The sequence below is a fragment of the Actinophytocola sp. genome (assembly GCF_035634895.1).
Taxonomy (GTDB): domain Bacteria; phylum Actinomycetota; class Actinomycetes; order Mycobacteriales; family Pseudonocardiaceae; genus Actinophytocola.
In genome coordinates, this window is sequence record NZ_DASQCC010000230.1 from 59,822 (window position 1) to 78,008 (window position 18,187).

At 72.5% G+C, this 18,187-nt stretch carries 12 protein-coding genes and 1 pseudogene; 8 read left to right on the forward strand and 5 right to left on the reverse strand.

Translation table 11 applies throughout. The features are described from left to right. Window positions 1-126 precede the first annotated feature (126 nt). From VET29_RS35860 to VET29_RS35870, 3 genes are read left to right on the forward strand one after another with little or no spacing between them, the layout of a single operon-like run. On the forward strand, window positions 127-1,614 hold the full coding sequence (locus tag VET29_RS35860; protein ID WP_324929219.1) for a polysaccharide biosynthesis tyrosine autokinase: 1,488 nt from the start codon (window positions 127-129) through the stop codon (window positions 1,612-1,614). Further along, window positions 1,611-2,717, forward strand: a complete 1,107-nt coding sequence (locus VET29_RS35865; RefSeq protein ID WP_324929221.1) for an LCP family protein — start codon at window positions 1,611-1,613, stop codon at window positions 2,715-2,717. Before VET29_RS35860 ends, VET29_RS35865 begins: the two co-directional genes overlap by 4 nt. After that, window positions 2,701-3,342 carry a hypothetical protein gene (locus VET29_RS35870; RefSeq protein ID WP_324929223.1) on the forward strand — a complete coding sequence of 214 codons (642 nt, stop codon included), beginning with the start codon at window positions 2,701-2,703 and terminating at the stop codon, window positions 3,340-3,342. The genes VET29_RS35865 and VET29_RS35870 overlap by 17 nt, the downstream gene beginning before the upstream one ends. 240 nt (window positions 3,343-3,582) lie before the next feature. Here VET29_RS35870 and VET29_RS35875 read toward each other — a convergent pair whose 3' ends face one another. Then, complete coding sequence (locus VET29_RS35875) at window positions 3,583-6,831, reverse strand: tetratricopeptide repeat protein (protein WP_324929225.1); 3,249 nt, start codon at window positions 6,829-6,831, stop codon at window positions 3,583-3,585. Between the two features lie 359 nt (window positions 6,832-7,190). Then, window positions 7,191-7,910: a DinB family protein gene (locus VET29_RS35880; protein WP_324929227.1), complete on the reverse strand. Its 720-nt coding sequence runs from the start codon at window positions 7,908-7,910 to the stop codon at window positions 7,191-7,193. Between the two features lie 125 nt (window positions 7,911-8,035). On the opposite strand from VET29_RS35880, the gene VET29_RS35885 reads away from it, so the two are divergent. Next, window positions 8,036-8,434 carry an effector-associated constant component EACC1 gene (locus VET29_RS35885; protein WP_324929228.1) on the forward strand — a complete coding sequence of 133 codons (399 nt, stop codon included), beginning with the start codon at window positions 8,036-8,038 and terminating at the stop codon, window positions 8,432-8,434. A gap of 1 nt (window position 8,435) precedes the next feature. Then, window positions 8,436-8,903 carry a hypothetical protein gene (locus VET29_RS35890; RefSeq protein WP_324929230.1) on the forward strand — a complete coding sequence of 156 codons (468 nt, stop codon included), beginning with the start codon at window positions 8,436-8,438 and terminating at the stop codon, window positions 8,901-8,903. Window positions 8,904-8,936: 33 nt separating this feature from the next. On the opposite strand, the gene VET29_RS35895 is transcribed toward VET29_RS35890, so the two are convergent. Then, complete coding sequence (locus tag VET29_RS35895) at window positions 8,937-10,403, reverse strand: MFS transporter (RefSeq protein WP_324929232.1); 1,467 nt, start codon at window positions 10,401-10,403, stop codon at window positions 8,937-8,939. A 180-nt stretch (window positions 10,404-10,583) separates the two neighbouring features. On the opposite strand from VET29_RS35895, the gene VET29_RS35900 reads away from it, so the two are divergent. From VET29_RS35900 to VET29_RS35910, 3 genes are all read left to right on the forward strand, one after another. Next, window positions 10,584-11,204, forward strand: a complete 621-nt coding sequence (locus VET29_RS35900; RefSeq protein ID WP_324929234.1) for a helix-turn-helix domain-containing protein — start codon at window positions 10,584-10,586, stop codon at window positions 11,202-11,204. Window positions 11,205-11,306: 102 nt separating this feature from the next. Next, window positions 11,307-12,974 carry a LuxR C-terminal-related transcriptional regulator gene (locus VET29_RS35905; protein ID WP_324929236.1) on the forward strand — a complete coding sequence of 556 codons (1,668 nt, stop codon included), beginning with the start codon at window positions 11,307-11,309 and terminating at the stop codon, window positions 12,972-12,974. A gap of 192 nt (window positions 12,975-13,166) precedes the next feature. Continuing rightward, window positions 13,167-15,476 (forward strand): ATP-binding protein, encoded by a 2,310-nt coding sequence (locus VET29_RS35910; RefSeq protein WP_324929238.1) that lies wholly within the window; start codon window positions 13,167-13,169, stop codon window positions 15,474-15,476. Between the two features lie 7 nt (window positions 15,477-15,483). On the opposite strand, the gene VET29_RS35915 is transcribed toward VET29_RS35910, so the two are convergent. Then, a complete protein-coding gene (locus tag VET29_RS35915; protein ID WP_324929240.1) occupies window positions 15,484-17,769 on the reverse strand; it encodes a helix-turn-helix transcriptional regulator in 2,286 nt (761 codons plus the stop codon). A gap of 27 nt (window positions 17,770-17,796) precedes the next feature. Continuing rightward, window positions 17,797-18,135, reverse strand: a pseudogene (locus VET29_RS44235) (AAA family ATPase); the annotation flags it as partial. Window positions 18,136-18,187 lie beyond the last annotated feature (52 nt).

Consider the following 18,187-nt stretch of genomic DNA (forward strand, 5'->3'; position numbering starts at 1 on the left):
AATCCGAGCGGGCAGAACGTTTCTCCCCCTGGACATAGCTTGTTCCGGTGTATTTTCCCAGCGGTGCCGATGTTGCGGCCGTCCGCCCCGATCCGAATCATGGCAACGTCGAAACAGGAGGACCAGGTGTCGCTGTCAGAATTTCTTCGGGTGCTGCGGGAACGCTGGCGGGTGGTATGCGTCGGGATGCTGCTCGGGGTCTGGGTCGCCGCGGTGATCACGTGGAGCACGACGCCCAGCTACGCCTCGACCGTGGTGATGTTCGTGTCGGCCCAGGAGCAGCAGGGCGACGCGAGTGGGGCGTACCAGGGCAGCCTCATGTCGCAGCAGAAGGTGAAGTCCTATGTGGAGCTGCTGATGAGCGGCCGGTTGCGGGAGGAGGTGGCCGGCCGCACCGGCATGACCGTGGCGCCCGACGCGATCACCGCCTCCACCAAGCCGGACACGGTTCTGCTGACCGCGACCGCCACCGACCCGTCGCCGGCCAGGGCACGCAGGCTGGCCGACGCGGTGGGGAAGGTCTTCCCGGCGCTGGTCGCCGAGCTCGAACAACCGGCCGACGGCACCCCGCCGAACGTCGTGGTCCGGATCGTCGAACCCGCCGGCCTGCCGGACTCCCCGGTGGCGCCCCGGCCGGTCGTCAACCTGGTCCTCGGCGCGTTGCTCGGCGTCGTCGCCGGCCTGCTCGGCGCCATCGCCCGCAACGCGACGGACAACACCGTGAAGTCGGCCCGGGCCATGGAGGACCTCATCGGCGCACCGTCACTCGGCACGGTCGCCTACTCGCCGGACGTGGCGACCCGCCCGCTGATCGTGCACGAACCGGCCGGCACCCCACGTGCGGAGTCCTACCGGCACATCCGGACCAACCTCCAGTTCGTCGACGTCGATCACCCGCCGCGGGTGGTGGTGGTCTCGAGCCCACTGCCGTCGGAGGGCAAGACGACCACGACGTGCAACCTGGCCATCGCGCTCGCGCAGTCGGGCAACCGGGTGGCCGTCGTGGACGCGGACCTGCGCAGGCCGCAGATCGCGGAGCTGCTGGGGCTGGAGGGCGCGGCAGGCCTCACCAGCGTGCTGATCGGCGAGGCCCGGCTCGACGACGTGCTGCAGTCGTGGGGCAGGGAGGGCGTCGCCGTACTGACGAGCGGACCCGTGCCGCCCAACCCCAGCGAGCTGCTGACCACCCAGCACATGGCGAAGGTGCTCGACGAGCTCTCGCAGTCGTTCGACTTCGTCCTGATCGACACGCCGCCGCTGCTGCCGGTCACCGACGCGGCGCTGCTCGCCGGTCGCTACGACGGAGCACTGGTGGTCGTCCGGCACGGCAGGACCACCAGGTCGCAGGTGAAGGCCGCGATGGCGGCGCTCTCGGCGGTGTCCGCGAACGTGCTCGGCGCGGTGCTCACGATGACGCCGAAGTCCACCGGCAAGCGCGACACCGACTACTACCACTACTCCTACGTGTCGACCCCGCCCCGGCCACGCGACTCCCTGCCCTGGTGGCGGTTGCCGCTGCGCCGGTACTCCGACGGCGGTGTGGCGCGGACCGAGCGACCGCATGTCGGCGTGGCCGCGGGAGCCACGCCCGCCAGGAAGAGGAACGAGCGATGACTCCGCCAGAACAGGAAGAGGGCGCGGCGCCGGACGGCCTGATGGACGAACTGGCCGACGCCGCCCCCGCCCCGTCACGACGGCGCCTGTGGCGGCGGGCGCTCGCCATCACCGCCGGGATGCTGTGCTCCCTCGTGCTGGTCGCCGTCGGCGGGCTCTACGTGCTCAGCGACCGGCTCATGGGCAACATCGAGCGCATTCCCTCGGTGTTCGCCTCGCTGGACCCCGACCAGCGGCCGGCCAGGCCGGCGGGGCAGGCCAGTCAGGGCACCACGTTCCTGCTCGCCGGGAGCGACTCGCTCGCCGGCGAGCCGACCACCGGAACCAGCGGCGAGGACCGGCTGTTCCAGCCGGGAGCACAGCGCAGCGACGCGATCATGCTCGTGCGGCTCAACACGACCCACCCCGAAGCGACCGTGGTGTCGATCCCCCGGGACAGCTGGGTTCCCGTCCCGGGGCACGGAACGACCAAGATCAACGCCGCCTACGCGTACGGCGGCCCGACCCTGCTGGTCCAGACCATCGAGCGACTCACCGGTGTCCGGGTCGACCACTTCGCCACGATCGACTTCGCCGGCTTCCGGGCCATTGTGGACGCCGTCGACGGCATCGACGTCACCGTCGCGGCACGCACGACCTTCGGCCCGGTGGTGTTCACCCCCGGGATCAACCATCTCGACGGCAGGCGCGCGCTCGCGTACGTCCGCCAGCGCAAGGGACTCCCGCGCGGCGACCTCGACCGGGTGCAGCGCCAGCAGAGTGCGTTGCGGGCGCTGATGGACAAGACGGTGTCCAGCGGCCTGCTCGGTGACCCGGCCCAGCTGTACCAGCTGCTGAGCGCCGTCACGAGGTTCGTCGGCGTCGACGACACGCTCAGCGACGACGACCTCCTGTCGCTCGCGGCCAACATGCGTTCGCTGCGGCCGAGTGACGTCACGTTCATGACCGCGCCGGTGACGGGCACCGGCTACGAGGGCGACCAGTCGGTCGTCTACCTCGACAAGGTGCGGGCGCCCCTGCTGTGGGACGCGGTCGAACACGACACGGTCCACGGCTATCTGGCACTGAACGGGGGCGACACCCTAGGTGGAAGTCCCCGGTGAGTTCCACATCCTGTTCGTCTGCACGGGCAACGTCTGCCGCTCGCCCTTCGCCGAACTGCTCACCCGCCGACTGCTCGACGACCTGCTCCTCCCACCCGACGCCACGCGCATCACCGTGGGCAGCGCCGGTTGTCACGCACTGCGCGGCCACGGCGTCGACCCGCACACCGGCGCGGAGCTGGCCAGGTGGGACGTCCCCGGCCCGATCATCGCGACACACACCGCCCGCCAGGTCGAGACGGGCATGCTGGTCGGCGCCGACCTCGTCCTCACCGCCGAACGCACCCACCGCGCACACGTGGCCAGAATGTACCCAAAGGGGTTACGCAGAACGTTCTGCCTGACGGAGTTCCACCGCCTGCTGTCGGTCGTCGACCCGCACGGGCCGGTGCCGGGCATGCACACCATGGTCGAGGCCGCCGCGGCCGCCCGAGGCGTGAGCCCCCCGGTCCCCACCGAAGCCGACGGGATCCCCGACCCCTACGGCCGATCCCCGCAGTTCCACCGCGGCTGCGCGAGGATGATCAGTGCACTGGTCACGGATATCCTGGCCGGGTTGCTCACCTGCCGCCGCAGGGTGCAGCCGGGGTTCGCCCCACCCGGGGCCACCCGAAGGGGGAGCTGACGGGCGGGCCGGACCGCAGTGGCTCCGCATCCACTGGCGGGGCGGTCGAGCTTATGGCCAACTCCGTGTCCGACCCTGGCATGACCGAGTTCGCCTGGATGTACCTGGGCGGTGCCGTCCCGGTCGGGCACAACGGGGAGATCCGGAAAAGGCGACGGCCTGGAGTGACACCGGCCGCGGAACCCTGATGCCGCACCGAGTCCGTTCGCCTTCCGTGGCAGGGTCGCTCGTGCTCGGTGGTCAGACCCGGACCCGGTTGAGCCGCGCGCGCACCTCGTCCGCCTCCGGCACGCCCATCTCCGCGTACAGCGCCAGCGCGCGCTGCCAGTGTTCGTGCTCGCCGGTGGCCTCGCCCAGCCCTCGGTGAGCGCAAGCCTGGTCGCCGATGCAGTTGGTCTCGATCGCGATGTCCAGTGCGTCGCGGAAGAAGCCGGCCGCCTCGGTCGTTCTCCCGCGTGCGCGGGCCAGTGAACCCAGCGACGCCAGCACGCGCGACTCCACCCCACGATCGGCGCACTCCCGCGCGATCATCAGTGCCTCGGTCAGCTCGCGCGAGGCCTCGTCGTACCGGCCCAGCTCCCGGTGGACGTCGCCGAGATGCTTCAGCGCGACGCCCTCGTTGGTGCGCCCGCCGGTCTCGCGGGACACCGCCAACGCCTGCGCCAGCCGCGCCAGCGCCTCGTCGTACCGGCCCAGCGAGCGGAGCGCGCCGCCGAGGATGCCCAGCGCGTAGCCCTCGCTGGCCCGTGTGCCGGTCTCGGCGAACAACGCCAGTCCTTCCTCCACGGAGGACACCGCCGCCTCGTGCATTCCCCGCGCCGACAACACGTCACCGAGGTTGACCCGGACATAGCCCTCGCTGGTGCGGTCGCCGGTCTCGCGCGCGGTCACCAGCGCGAGTTCCAGGTAGCGCACGGCGTCGGCGTACCGGCCCATGCCGCGGCAGGCCGTGCCCAGCACCACCAGCACCAGCCCCTCGCTGTTGCGGTCGCCGGTCTCCCTGGCCAGCTCCAGTGCCTGTTCCAGGTAGGACAGCGCGTCGGCGAACCGGCCGAGCGCCCGGCACACCAGGCCGAGGGCGTTGAGCACGTAGCTCTCGGTGTTGCGGTTGCCGCTCTCGCGCGCCCCGTCGAGTGCTTCCTCCAGGTAGCTCAACGCCTCCCGGGACCGCCCGACCCGCCAGTACCCGAGCCCGATGAGCGTCAGCGGGTTCGTCTTGTCCCCGGGATCGGCGAACGCCGACGCGTGCGTGTGCAGCATCAGCGCGTCCTCGTGGTAGCCGCCGAGGTCCAGGTACTTCCACAGAATCCCGGACAGCAGCCGGATGTGCTCCGGCCAGCCGTTGCGCGTGGCGTGCGAGGCGACGGCGAGCAGGTTGTGGCGTTCGGTCTCCAGCCACTCCTGCGGGTTGGCCGGCCGCCAGTCCGGGAACCGCGACGGCGGCGGGGCCGGCCGCAGATGCCGCTCCTGCGGGACATGGAGGTCCATCGCCAGCGCGGCCGCCGCGACGTAGTGGTCGAACAACCGGGTCAGCGCGGCGCGGTCCGCACCGGCCAGCTCGGCGGCGTAGACCCGCAGCAGGTCGTGCAGCTGGTACCGGCCGGGCCGGAGCTCCTCGGCGACGTGCGCGCGGACGAGCACGTCGATCAGCCGCCGCGCCTCGGCCAGCTCGACCGCGGCGAGCGCGGCGGCCGCGTCGACGGACAGGGTGCGGCCGGGGTGCAGGCCCCACAACCGGAACATCCGGGCGGCATCGACCGGCAGGTGCCGGTAGGACCACGAGAACACCGCGCGGACCTCGGTGTGCGGGTCGCCGCCGCCGTCGAGCAGGTCCAGCCGGCGGCGTTCGTCGGCCAGCTCCGTGGCCAGCTCCGCCAGCGACACGTCCGGCCGCGCCAGCGCCAGCTCGACGGCCAGCCGCAGCGCGAGCGGCAGCCGCACGCAGTACTCGACGAGCGCCTCGGCCGCCACCCGCTCGGCGGCGACACGCGCGCCGAGCAGGGTGCGCAGCAGGTCCATCGACTCCCCCTGCGTCAGCAGGTCCAGCAGGACCCGGTGCGCGCCGTGCCGGGCGATCAGCGCGGGCAGTGTCGCTCGGCTGGTCACCAGCACCGAGCAGCCCGCGGAACCCGGCAGCAGCGGCCGGACCTGCTCGACCGAGCCGGCGTTGTCCAGTACCAGCAACAGCTGCCGGTCGTCCAGCTCGGTGCGGAACCGTGCCGCGCGCTGGTCCTCCTCGGCCGGGATCTCCGCCCTTGCGACGCCCAGCGCGCGCAGGAAACCGGCGAGCGCGTCGCCTGGTTCGACCCGGCGCTCCGGACCGTAGCCACGCAGGTCGAGGTAGAGCTGACCGTCCGGGAACCTGTCGCGCCATCGATGTGCCCAGTGCACCGCGAGGGCGGTCTTGCCCACCCCGGCCGTGCCCGTGACCACCGCGATCCGCACGTCCGTGCCGTCGTCCGGCAGCAGGTGGCCGAGCGATGCCAGCTGCGGGGCACGGCCGGTGAACCCGCTGACGTCGGCGGGCAGCTGCGCCGGGCGGTGCCGGAGGTCGGGCGTGTCCGGCCGCAGCACCCGTTCGTGTGCCGCCGAGAGCTCGGCTCCCGGATCGATGCCCAGCTCGTCGGACAGCCTGCGCCGGATGTCGTCGAACACCTCCAGCGCCGCGGCCTGCCGGCCGGACCCAGCGAGCGCGAGCATCAGCCGGGCGTGCGCGATCTCGTGCAGCGGTTCGGCGGCGACCAGCGCCCGCAGCTGCGTGACGGCGTCGTCGTGGTGCCCCCGCGCGCCGGCGGCCTCGGCGTAGGAGAGGACCGCGGCCGAGCGGCGTGCGGTGAGCGCGTGGCACATCGGGTCGTGGGAGAAGCCGTCCAGCCCGGCCAGCACGGGACCGCGCCAGGCGCCGAGCGCGTCGAGCCAGTGCTGTTCCGCGGCGGCGGGATCCCCCGCGCTCGCCGCCTGTTCCGCCCGCCGCACCGCGGCGTCGAACCGCAGCAGGTCCAGCTGCTCCTCGTCGACCGACAGCAGGTATCCCCCGTCGACCGTGATGACCACCCGGGCCGGCTCCTGGCGCACGCGACGTGGCTCGAGCGCCTTGCGCAGCCGCGCGACGTAGGTGTGCAGCAGCCCCAGGCACGAGGACGGCGGGTCGTCGCCCCACAGCGCGTCGACGATCTCCTCCCGCCGCACCGGCCGGTTCGGCCGCAGGGCGAGCAGCGCCAGCAGCCGCCGCTGCTTGTCGGCGCCCAGCTCGACCGGCTCGCCCGCCTGGTGGACCACCAGCGGGCCGAGCACCCCGATGCGCAGTGCGCCGACCGGGTCCGCCACGGCGAGCACCGCCAGCAGGCGGCGGGTGGTCTCGGCTCGCGAACTGCGCACGTGGCCGCGCTCGGCGTTGCGCACCGCCCGCAGGCTGACACCGGCTCGTTCGGCCAGCTGCGCCTGGGTCAACCCGACGAGTAGTCGGCGTTCTCGCAGCCTCTCGTCCACCGGCACCTCCCGACATGCCCGTCCAGCTTCTCGAAAATGCCGCCCGTAGGCCACCGTCAGATCCACCACACGGCCATCACCGCAGGTCGGCGCGCCGAACCCGAACACGCGGCGGAGTACAGACCGCCGTCCATCCCCGGTCACTACGGTGAGAGAGCGCAAGGGCACTCGCCGCGAGGGGAGCACGGCGGCTGCCTCCCCCAGTGCTCCGGGCGCCTGTGCCGAGGGCGGTCGGACCATCCGGGCGCGGCCGGGGGTCGCCGGGAGCCGCCCACAGACCGGGTGGCTCCCGGCTTCATTCAGCTTCTTTCAGCTTCATTCATTGAGGTGATCTCAGCAAGATCGGCTTGATGTAAGCCCTACTCAGCGTCCTGTGCCTGGATCAGGTCGAGGTCGCGGACGCAGAAGCCGTGGTGGGCGAAGGTCTCGTTGAGCACCGTGCCGAGGCACTGCCGCACCGAGCGGCCCCGGGCGTAGGGCGGCCAGACGTCGTCGTCGGGCACCGGCGCTCGCGCTGCGAGCTGCGCGGCGGTGACCTCGTCGAGCCAGGCCTCGAGCTCGGCAGCCTGTGCCTCACGCACGCTCACGATCTCCTCGAGGGCCGGATCGAGCGCGAGGTCAAGCCCGTGCGCATCACGGTAGGGCTCGACAGTCGGCCCGATGCCCATCGGCGTGAACAGCTCCGTGGAGCCCAGGCAGCAGCGGCGAAACCACGAGTCGTGGACGAAGACCAGGTGGCGCATCGTCTGCACCGCCGACCACTCATCATTCACGCTGCGGCGCTCGACGCCGGGCCTACGACGGATTCGCTCGATCGTGGCGGCCCAGCCGGCATGCAGCTGACGCGACGCCTCGCGCAGATCGGCAGGGTCCGCGGAGCGGATCAGCACCCGCACCGGATGCCGCCGGTCGAGCTCTGCCTCGACGTACCCGCTGACCTCGACACCGTTGACCACGAGGTTGGTGATCAGCCCGTCGATCACGGCATCCTGCATGACGACGCCGATCAAGCGTGCCCCGGTCAGATCGCACTCGCGGAACTCCGCACCGTGCAGATCCTCCTCTACATACCGCGTCATGCTCCGCAGCCTAGATCCGAGCACCGACAAGCCAGCCTCACGGCTTGATGTGGCCTCGTCCAGGTCCTGACCGAGCGCGAAGAACGCACCAGCGTCGCGATCGCCTCCAACGAATCCTTCTCAAGATGGATGGACCAAGACCTTCACCGACCCGCGCTTGGGCGCGGGCCATCGTCGACCGGCTCGCCTACGGCGGCAACATCATCGAGATCGGCACACACTGGACGCGATCAGTCCGTTCGTCAATGGTCCGGCCACGGCCGCGCGTGGTCGTCCAGTCGGCCACCATCATCCGGGTCGGCGTGAGCGGCGCCGGGCACATGGGGGCGTTGGAAACCATCTGCATGACGGTTTCCAACGCGACCGGGTTGGCGAGCCTGGCGATAACGTATGCGAACTGGCGCAAGGCGCGGAAGAATCCCCCCACGCTGACTTTCACCGTCACCGGCCCGTTGACCGACGAGCTGCGGAAAGCCCTCGACCAACTCAACCGGCCCGAGGACGAGGAGAAGGACGCGAGCTGACGTGAACGCGCCACGCGCGGGCCTGCCCGACCGCGGCACCTCTCGCGCCGTGCTCGTCGGCGTGTCGGACTACGAGACGCTCGAGGGGTTGCCCTCGGTGGAGAGCAACGTCGGGGTCGTCAAGGGACTGAGCGAGGCGGGGCTCGAACACTATGCCGACGCCCTGCTCGGCGAGACGGCCGCGTCGGCGCGACGCGTGCACGACATCGCGGCGTACCTCGCGTCCCTGTGCGACGCCGGGCAGTCCCGTGCCGTCCGGGTCCTGCTGCGCAGGGCGCTGGCCGGCGCGGGCCGCAAGGAGGTCACGGAGCTCGTCGCGGCGCTCCGGGCGCAGGGCCACGACCCGGCCATCGCCGCGGTCGCGGCCTGGGTCAGGGCCACGACCGACGGCGGGGAGGCCGACGTCAAGTACCGGCTGCTTCGGGTCGGGCTCAAGGACTTCGTCGTCGACCGGCGTCACCGCTGGTGACGCCGACGAGCCCGTCGGCCCCGCCGGGGTGGGTCAGCTCGTGGCCTCGGCCCGCTTGCGGGGGGCGGGGCGCAGCACGACCAGCACGATCAGGAACCCGACGATCGCGAAGGTGAGGCCGCCCAGGCAGGCGGCGGCGATGCCGTGGGAGAGGACCTCGTTGGAGGTCGGGCCCAGTGTGGCGGACCGGGGGTCGTCGCGGACGGTCGTGCCGAAGATCGTCACCAGGATGGCGGTGCCCGTCGAGCCGCCGATCATGCCCACCGTCTGCAGCAGGCCGGAGGCGCCGCCCGCGTCCTTCGGGGCCACGGCCGCCAGGATGGTCGCCGCCAGTGGGGCGTTCAGCAGGCCGACGCCGGCACCCGCGATGGCCATCGGGCCGAAGACCACCTCGAAGTAGGTCGAGGTGGGCGACAGGCGGGACAGCCACAGCATCGAGGTGGCGACGGCGGCGAGACCGATCAGCATGGTCGGTTTCGCGCCGATCATGTTCACGAGCTTCGGCGTCAGCGTGCGGGGAACGACGATCATGGGCAGCGCCATGGGCAGGAACGCGAGGCCGGCCACCAGCGGGCTCATGCCCAGCACGTCCTGCACGTACTGGGTGAAGAAGAAGTACATGCCGAACATGGCGGCACCCGAGCACACGAACACCGCGAACCCGCCGCTGCGGTTCCGGTCGGCGAACAGGCCCAGCCGCACGATCGGCTGTGCGTGCTTCGACTCGATCAGCACGAGCGAGGCCAGCAGGAGCACGCCGACGGCGAACGCGACGACCGTCATCGGGTCGGTCCAGCCGGACTCGGCCGCGCGCACGAACCCGTAGACCAGCGCCGTCATGCCCAGGGACGCCGACAGCGCGCCGCCGAGGTCGAACCGGCCGCCGAGCTTGGCCGACGGCGGGATCACGCGCGGGGCGACGAGCAGGATCGCGACGCCGACGGGCACGTTGATGAACAGCACCCACCGCCACGAACCCGCGTCGGTGAGCAGGCCGCCGAGCAGCAGGCCGCCCGCCGAGCCGATGCCGGACGCCATGACCGAGATCCCGAGCGCCTTCGTGCGTTCGGTCGCGTCCGTGAAGATGCGGACGATCAGTGCCATCGTCGTCGGCGCGGCGAGGGCGGCGCCCATGCCCTGCAGCGTCCGGGCGGTCAGCAGCCACCACGGCGCCTGCGCGAGCCCGCCGAGCAGCGACGCGAGCGTGAAGACCGAGACGCCGATCATCAGCGCTCGCCGGTGTCCGAGGATGTCCCCCGTGCGACCGCCGAGCAGCAACAGCCCGCCGTACGCGAGCGCGTAGGAGTTGATCACCCAGGACAGGGCGGTCGGCGACATGTCGAGGCTCTGCCGGATCTGCGGCAGCGCCATGTTCATGACCGTGATGTCGATGGTGTTCAGCAGCTGAACAGCCAGGATCGTGGTGAGGATCGCCCCTCGGGACGCGGTCGCCGCCTCGGCGCTGGCGGCCGGTGCGGACGTACCCGAACTGCCGGACATCGTGTCGCCCCCTTCAGCGAGCCCCGCTCGCATTGCTCATCGTTTTGAATGGGCCTAACACGGTTGAGCGCCGCCGCCCGACCTGGTAAGCGTGGACCCAGAGAAACGGAGACAGCTCCCCGTCTCGCGGAGGAGAATACGGGGACTACTCTCCGTTTCGCAAGCAGGAGGAATGACGACGTGCAGAAACCGGCACCGCCAGTGCGGATCGTCCGTCCCACGAGGGCGGACGCTCGCCGCAACTTCGACCGTCTCGTCGCGACGGCCGACGCGTTGTTCGCCGAGCAGGGCACTGACGTGTCCTTCGACGAGATAGCCCGCAACGCGGGTGTCGGCTCCGGCACCCTGTACCGGCACTTCCCCACGCGGAACGCACTGATGACGGCCGTGTTCTGGGGACGTGTCGAGGAACAGTGCGCCGAGGCCGAACGGCTCCTCAACGGGCCGTCGGCGGACGTGGCGCTCACGACCTGGCTGGGCAAGCTGATCGAGCTCACGATGCAGCGGGGGCTGGCGCAGGCACTGACAGCCGGCAGGCAGGACGACGCGTCGGCGTTGTTCGCCGCCTGCCGCGAGGCGCTGGAGCGGGCCGCCGCGCCGCTGCTGCGCCGGGCACAGGACGAGGGCTCCTTCCGAGAGGATCTCGCCGTCAGCGACCTGATGGCCTTCGCCCACACCATCGCTCTGGTGGCCGGGCACTCCGAGCAGGGCGTGGCACACGCCGCACGGCTGCTCGACCTGCTCGTCTCCGGACTGCGCAGACGAAGCCCGGCCGGGCCGGGTGATCGACCCGGCGGTTGAGGGCCGAAGGGGATCCAGCAACACACAGGGAAGTAGGCGCCCCACGCGGAAAGGGACGTCCGCGGCGGGCATGTCAAGGGCGAGATCGAGACAGTGAGTGAGTTGGGGGTAGTCATATTGCATGCGCAAACACCAGGGGTTTTCGCGCGGGAGTCGTCCGCGCAGACGCCACCCGGTCCGTCGGGCAGGCGGCAGGCGCCCGACGACGCCAGGGCGCCGCTGACGCGGGCCTACCAGGCGCTGGCGGCCCGTGAGCGGGCCGTGTTCCGCGCGCTCGCGGTGCTGCCCGCCGACTTCGACGCGGAGGCCGCGGCCGTCGTGACCGGCGCCGGTGTCGCACCGGAGATCGTCTTCGAGGTGCTCATGCGGCTCGAGTCGAGCTCGCTGGTGCAGCGCGCGGACAGCGACTCCGAGCAGCACCGCTTCCGGCTGCGCACCGCGGCGTCGCGCTACGCCATGGCGCTGCTGACCGACGCGGGCGAGGTGCGGGCCTGCTACGACCGGCTCGTGGACTGGCTGTGGCAGCGGGTACGTGTGCTCACCCAGATGTACATGCTCTCGCACGCGGAGAGCCAGTGGCTGCACGAGCGGGTCTCCTACCTCGCCGTCGCCGTCGACCGGACCTGGTCGGCCGGCGACGACGACCGGCATGACCTGCTCGCCGTGCTGCTGGCGTACTTCTACCTGCACAACGGCGAGCCGGAGAAGGGCCAGGCCCTGATCCGGCGCGCGCTCGACCGCGACCCGGCGTCCGCCTACCGCAGCGACCTGCTCACGTGGACGGTCTGGCTGTCCGAACTGGACTTCGCGCCGGAGCAGGCCATCCGGCTGCTCGGTGAGGCGGTCGCGAGCGCGCGGGCCGGCGGCAACCAGTGGGCGCTGACCCGGGCGCTCAACACGCTCGCCACCGCGTGCTCCCTCGTGGGCGACGCCGAGGCCGCGAACCGGCACTACGAGGAGGCGATCAGCACCACGAGCAGGCTCGACGACGAGTTCGGCCTGGCGCTGTGCCTGCACATCTACGCGTGGTTCCTGATGGGCCAGGGCCGAGGGGACGAGGCAGCGGCGGCGGTCGCGGCCACCCCGGTGACGTTCCCGGAACAGGCCAACCCGCACCAGCTCGGCAGTTACCTGTTCGTGCGCAGCCTCGCGGAGCTCAACGCCGGGCAGGTGGCCGCCGCCGAGCAGGGGCTGCGCGACGCGGTCGCCGTCTTCCGGGAGAACGACCCGAGCCTGCCCTACGTCGTCGAGGCACTGGCGCTGGTGGCGCTGCACACCGACCAGGCCAGGCGCTGCCTCGCGCTGCTCACCGCCGCCGCGCTGATGCGGGCCACCGCGCCGGCGTCGGCCCGGACGCCCGGCTGGTGGCATGGGCGGCTCGTGGGCGCCGAGCGCGCCGCGGCACAGCTGTTACCCGACGGTGAGGCCAAACGGGTACGCAGGACGGCGGAGTCGCTCACCCGCCCGCAGCTGCTGTCCTACCTGCTCGGCGAGAGCGACATGCTGGCCGAGCCGGGGTCCTCGGAGCTGACGCGCCGGGAGTTCGAGATCGCCCGGCTCGTGGCCGCGGGCATGGCGAACCGTGAGGTCGCCGAGCATCTGCGCATCGCGGGCAGCACGGTTTCCTCACACATCAAGCACATCTACACCAAGCTGATGATCCGCTCCCGCACCCAGCTGGCCGCGTGGGTGGCCGCCACGGAACACCAGGACGACCGGACGAGCGACCCCCCGCAGACCGACCTCGTCACGACGTCACGACCGCACTAGCCGGAGGCTTACGGACCGCGGCCGGGCGCACGGCTCGGCGGGTCAGGGTGATAGGGGTAGCACGAGGCGATGTCGCCGCTGAACTGTGTGATCTGCGGTTCCCGGATCCCGATCAGGGCTGGGCGCCAGCGCGCGGGAACCAAGCAGCAGTACTGCTCGAACGCCTGCCGCCAGCGGGCGTACCGAAGCCGGATGGCGGCACGCGGGGGCGGTCGCGGCGATCCGCGCGGCGCCGCCCTCCAACCCGCGCACCCGGCCGCGGCGCCGGCCGGTTTCCCGGCCTACCTCGACCGGTTCGTCGGCCGGCGTGAGGAGCTGGGCTGGCTCCGTGCCCACCGGGAGACCCAGGTGGTCACGCTCACCGGGGCGCCCGGCACCGGGAAGAGCCGGCTCGCCGCGCGGTTCGCCGAGCTGCTGCTCGCCGACGACACCGTGCTGGGCTGGCTCGACCTGGACAGGGTCCGCTCGGACGACGAGGTCGCCGCCACCACCGCCGAGCTCCTCGGCGTGCCGGCGTCCTCGGCGGCGGACCTCGCCGCCGAGCTGCGGGACCGGGACGGCCTGCTGGTGCTCGACAACGCCGAGAGCCTGCTGGACGGGTGCGCGCTGCTGGTACAGACACTCGCCGCCGGGTGCCCCCGCCTGCGCATCCTCACGACGAGCCGGGAGATCCTGCGCATCCCGAGCGAGGTCGTGATCGACGTCGGCCCGCTTCCGCTGCCCGACGCGACGGGCGCCGAGGCCGATCCCTCGACGGTCCTGCGCGCGGACGCGGTCCAGCTCTTCGTGGAACGGGCTTCGGCGTCCAACCCGGACTTCACCCTCGGCGAGGTGACCGCGCCCGCCGTCGCCGGCCTGTGTGCCGAGCTGGACGGGCTGCCACTGGCGTTGGAGTTCGCGGCGCGGCGGATCGGCATGTTCACCGTCACCGACCTGCTGGACCGCCTGCGCCGCCAGGAGAACGTGCTCACGGTCGGCAACAGGACCGCGACGGCACGGCACAGCAGCATCTTCGCGGCGTTCGACACGAGCCACGCCACGCTCAGCACGGACGAGCGCGTCGTGTTCCGGCGGCTTTCGGTGCTGTCCGGCAGGTTCCGCCTCGACCTCGCGGCCGCCGTGTGCTGCGACGCGGACCACCCGGAGTCCGGGCTGGCCGACGTGCTGTCCGGCCTGCTCGCCAAGTCGCTCGTCGCCACCGAGGAGGACGAGCGGGGCGCGGGCGCGTTCCGGCTGCTGCGCTGCGTCCGCCGGTACGCCGCGCAACGGCTGGACGAGGCGAGCGAGCGGCAGGCCACGCAGCGGCGCCTCATCGCCTGGCTCCACGGGCAGCTGGGCCGGATGCGGCACTCGGTCGCCACGCCCGGCGCGCTGCTGCTGCGGCTGCCGGAGCTGGATCCGTACCTGGAGCAGGCGGCCGAGTGCACGGCGAAGCACGACGACCCGCGGATCGTGCTGCTGGTCTGGGGCCTCATGCGTGGCCGTCGCGGCAAGGCGCTGGTCCACCGGACCGAGCACCTGGTGCGGCACGCGTTGCGGATGGCGCCGGCCGAGAGCGTGGACCGGGCGTTGCTGCTGGCCGAGGTCGCCGTCGCCCGCCGGGCCGCCGGGCGCGGCGCCGAGGCCGTCGAGCTGGCCGAGCTGGCCGTCGCGGAGGCCCGCCGGGCCAGCACGGCCGCCATCCTCCCGAGGGCGTTGCTGGAGCTGGCCGCGTGCCGCCGCGAGGTGGGCGACCACGCGGGGGCGACCGCGAACGTGGAGGCCGCGCTGGCCGTCGCCGAGGGGGCGGACCCGTCCGCCGGGGTCAGCCGCTGCCTGGAGCGCCTGGCCACCAGCCGGCTCGCGGCGGCCGAGCTCGACCTGGCGGAGGCGGCCGCCGACGCGGCGCTGCGGGCCGCCCGCGGCGCGGACGAGTGGACCCAGGTACGGGCGTTGTGCACCGCGGCGGACGTCGCGCTCGCCCGCGGGCTGCCGGCGGTGGCACGCGGGCACACGCTGGAGGCCCTGCGCATCTGTCCCGCCGAGCCCGCCCTGCTGCCGGAGCCGTTGAACAAGCTCGCGGTGGTCGAGACGATGCGTGGCGACCGCGGTCGCGCGGTGCGGCTCACCGAGGCCGCGCGCGCGTTGCTGGGCCGCAGCGGGCTGGCGGGTCTCGGTGCCGCGGGCCGGACGACGGACCTCCCCGCGGAGTGGGTGGACGCCGGCGAGGTCAGCCTCGTGCGGGCGGCCGCCGAGAACCTGTCCCCCGCCGCGGCCCGCGCGTACGCGCTCGGTGTGTCCGGCACCGGGCTCGGGGAGCACCAGTTCGCCACGGCCGAGCTTTCCACGCGGCAGCGCGTGATCGCCGTGCTGGTCGCCCAGGGCCTGACGAACAGCCAGATCGCGAACCGGGTCGGCGTGTCCGCCAGGACGGTGGCCGCGCAGCTGGCGGCGCTGCGGGCCGCGCTACGCCTGCAGAGCCGGGCCCAGGTGGCGGCCTGGGCCCGGACCACCCTGCGGTAGCCGGCTCTCAGCCGAGCCGTGCCCGCAGCTCCTGGCGGCCGGTGACGTCCAGCTTGCGGTACGTCCGGGTCAGGTGCTGCTCCACGGTGCTGACGGTGACCGACAGGGTCCGCGCGATGACGCGGTTGCTGCGGCCCCTCGCGGCCAGGATGGCCACCTGCTGCTCGGAGGCGGTCAGCTTGTCGAGGTAGCGGGAGTACCGGTCCTCGATCCGGTACCGCGCCGCGCTCTGCTGCGCCGGTTCGCCGTCGGTGGCCAGCACGCGGCGGATCGCCTCGACCAGCCCGCCGTCTCCCGCCGCGCCCGCGAGCGCGTCGAACACCCGCTCGCGGGGCGTCCGGTGCTCGTCGACGCAGGTGACGCCCCGGCTGCCCGGCAACGGTACGCGGCGCGCCCGCCGGACGCGCTCGTCGATCAGGTCCACGGCCTCGTCCTGGTCGCCGATGGCGAGCAACGCGCCGGCCGCCGCCAGCCGCCACGGCAGGACGTGCTCGTGGTCGATGTTCCAGCCGGCGAGCAGCCGCCCGCAGCTGGCGAAGTCCGCGAAGGCCGCGTGCGCGCGGCCTTCGCGGAGATGCAGGTGCCCTCGGCCGTACAGGTAGTGCGCGCCGTACCGGGTCTCGTACATGGCGGCGGGCACGGTGCCGGCGAGGTGGTGGTGCGACGGCGCCTGGTCGTCCGTCATCGTCGCCGCCAGCACCAGGCTGGACACCGGTCCGCCGATCCACACGCCCCAGGCGGGCTGCGGCAGCAGCGACAGGGCCTGTTCGGCGTCCGCGACGGCCTCCGCGTAGCCGCCGCCGCGGACCATGGCCTCCGCACGCAACGCGAGGAACCTGGCCTGCCACACCGGTGCGCACCGCCGCCGCGCCCCTCTGGCCAGCTCGGTGGCCAGCGAGCGGACCAGCTCGAACTCGCGGGCGTACAGCAGTCCGGTGAGCGCGGCCAGCGACGTCGCCGCCGTGTGCTCGGCGAACGTGCAACCGTAGAAGGCGTCCTCCGCCGCGTGGACGTCGTCCGCGTCGGGTTCCGGTGTGGACAGAACGGAGACCAGGAACCGGGCCGCCTCGTAGCGGGCGGCCTGGTCGCCCGCGCCGTCCGGCACGGTCGCGAGCCGCGCCGGGCCCGCGGCGTCGAGCAGTGCGGGATAGTCACCGCAGACGAGCAGGCGGTCCGCAGCCATGCGGAGCTGGTCGGCCGGCGGCGCGGCGGCACCGGCCGCCGCCAGCCTGCTCAGCGCCTCGCGGCCGCGGCCCCGGCGGACCATCTGTCCACTCAGCACACTCGAGAACCGCGGCCACAGCTGGGCCTCCGGCACGAGCACGGTCGCCTCGTGGAAGTACTGACAGCACAGGTCCGAGTCGGTCGCCTCGTACCCGACGGCGAACCGCACCAGGATGTCGGCCCTGGCCCGGTCGTCGGTGGCCGCCCGCAACGCGAGCCGCAGCGCGTCCGTCGCGAGTGCACGGTCGTCCATCGCGAGCGCCTGGACCACCACCTCGTCCACCAGGTACGCCGTCCACGACTCGTCGGCCTGGTCGGCGACGATCAGCCGCCTGGCCACCTCCACAGCGGACACGCCCATCTCCCGCATGGCCGCCGCGGCCCGCCGGTGCAGCGCCGCGGACTCCTGGATGGGCAGCGCGTCGAGCACGGCGGACTCGACCGCGTGGTGGCGGAACCGGCCGTTCGCCAGTACGCCAGCCGCCCACAGCTCGCCGACGGCGCCGTCGACGACCGGCACCGGCAGCTCGACGACCTCGGCGATCGCCCGCGGGGTGGCGAACTCGCGCAGAACGGCGATCGTCCTGGCGACCGCGCGACCCGGTGGCGAGAGCCGGTGCAGGCACTCCAGCACGGTGCGTCGGTAGACCGGGCCGACCATGCGGGCGAGCCGGTCGGACGGGGAGACCTCCCGCACCCCGCGGCCGAAGTCGGCGATGATCGCCTTCAGCAGGGTGAGGTTCCCCGCGGCCACATCGGACATCCGGCGGGCGGTGTGCTCGTCGACGTCGAAGCCCTGCTCTGCGGCCAGCTCGCGCACGGCCGCCAGGGACAGGCCGCACAGCTCGATCCGGTGTGCCTGGACCCGGTCACGCAGGTAGGACATGGCCGCCAGCTCGGTCTGCCGCACCCCGGGCCGCATGCCCAGCACCAGCAGGATCGGCATCGATCGGGCCGTCGAGGCGAGCCTCATCAGGCGGGTCGTCGATTCGTCGTCGGCCTGGTGCACGTCATCGACGCACACCAGGACCGGTTTGTCGTCGACCCGCCCGAGTAAGTCGATGTCCACCCCGGACTCGAACGGCGAGAATCCTCTCGCGACAACCAGAACACCGGCCACACAGGCCATTTCGGCAAATGCGGACAAAAGGGCGGTTCGTCCCGATCCGGCTGGACCGGACACGACGACGACACCGCCCCGTCCGTTCACGAGTTCCTCGAGCAACGAATCCATCAACGCGCGTTCGGCTTCTCGCTCCAGTAGCCCCACAGCAGTTCCTCGCCCTCGGGTTCGATCGCGAACGGATATCCCGCGCACGACGTGGTAGCCGTCCGTTCTGCGGACAGCTGGTCGGCCGCGGGTTCCGGGTCGGAAGCCGGCTGCGTCGCACGGCAACCCGTAACGCCATCGTTGCCCGAACGGGCAGTAAGTCACTACCCCCCTTTTGAGACGTCTCGCGCCGTAACGCGTGCAGAGTTACGGCCAG

What these genes read in the sequence shown, in the direction of transcription:
- VET29_RS35865 (WP_324929221.1), top strand. Translation starts at nt 1,611, where the DNA reads ATGACTCCGCCAGAACAGGAAGAGGGCGCGGCGCCGGACGGCCTGATG.
- VET29_RS35880 (WP_324929227.1), bottom strand. Translation starts at nt 7,910, where the DNA reads ATGACGCGGTATGTAGAGGAGGATCTGCACGGTGCGGAGTTCCGCGAG.
- VET29_RS35885 (WP_324929228.1), top strand. Translation starts at nt 8,036, where the DNA reads ATGGATGGACCAAGACCTTCACCGACCCGCGCTTGGGCGCGGGCCATC.
- VET29_RS35895 (WP_324929232.1), bottom strand. Translation starts at nt 10,403, where the DNA reads ATGTCCGGCAGTTCGGGTACGTCCGCACCGGCCGCCAGCGCCGAGGCG.
- VET29_RS35910 (WP_324929238.1), top strand. Translation starts at nt 13,167, where the DNA reads ATGGCGGCACGCGGGGGCGGTCGCGGCGATCCGCGCGGCGCCGCCCTC.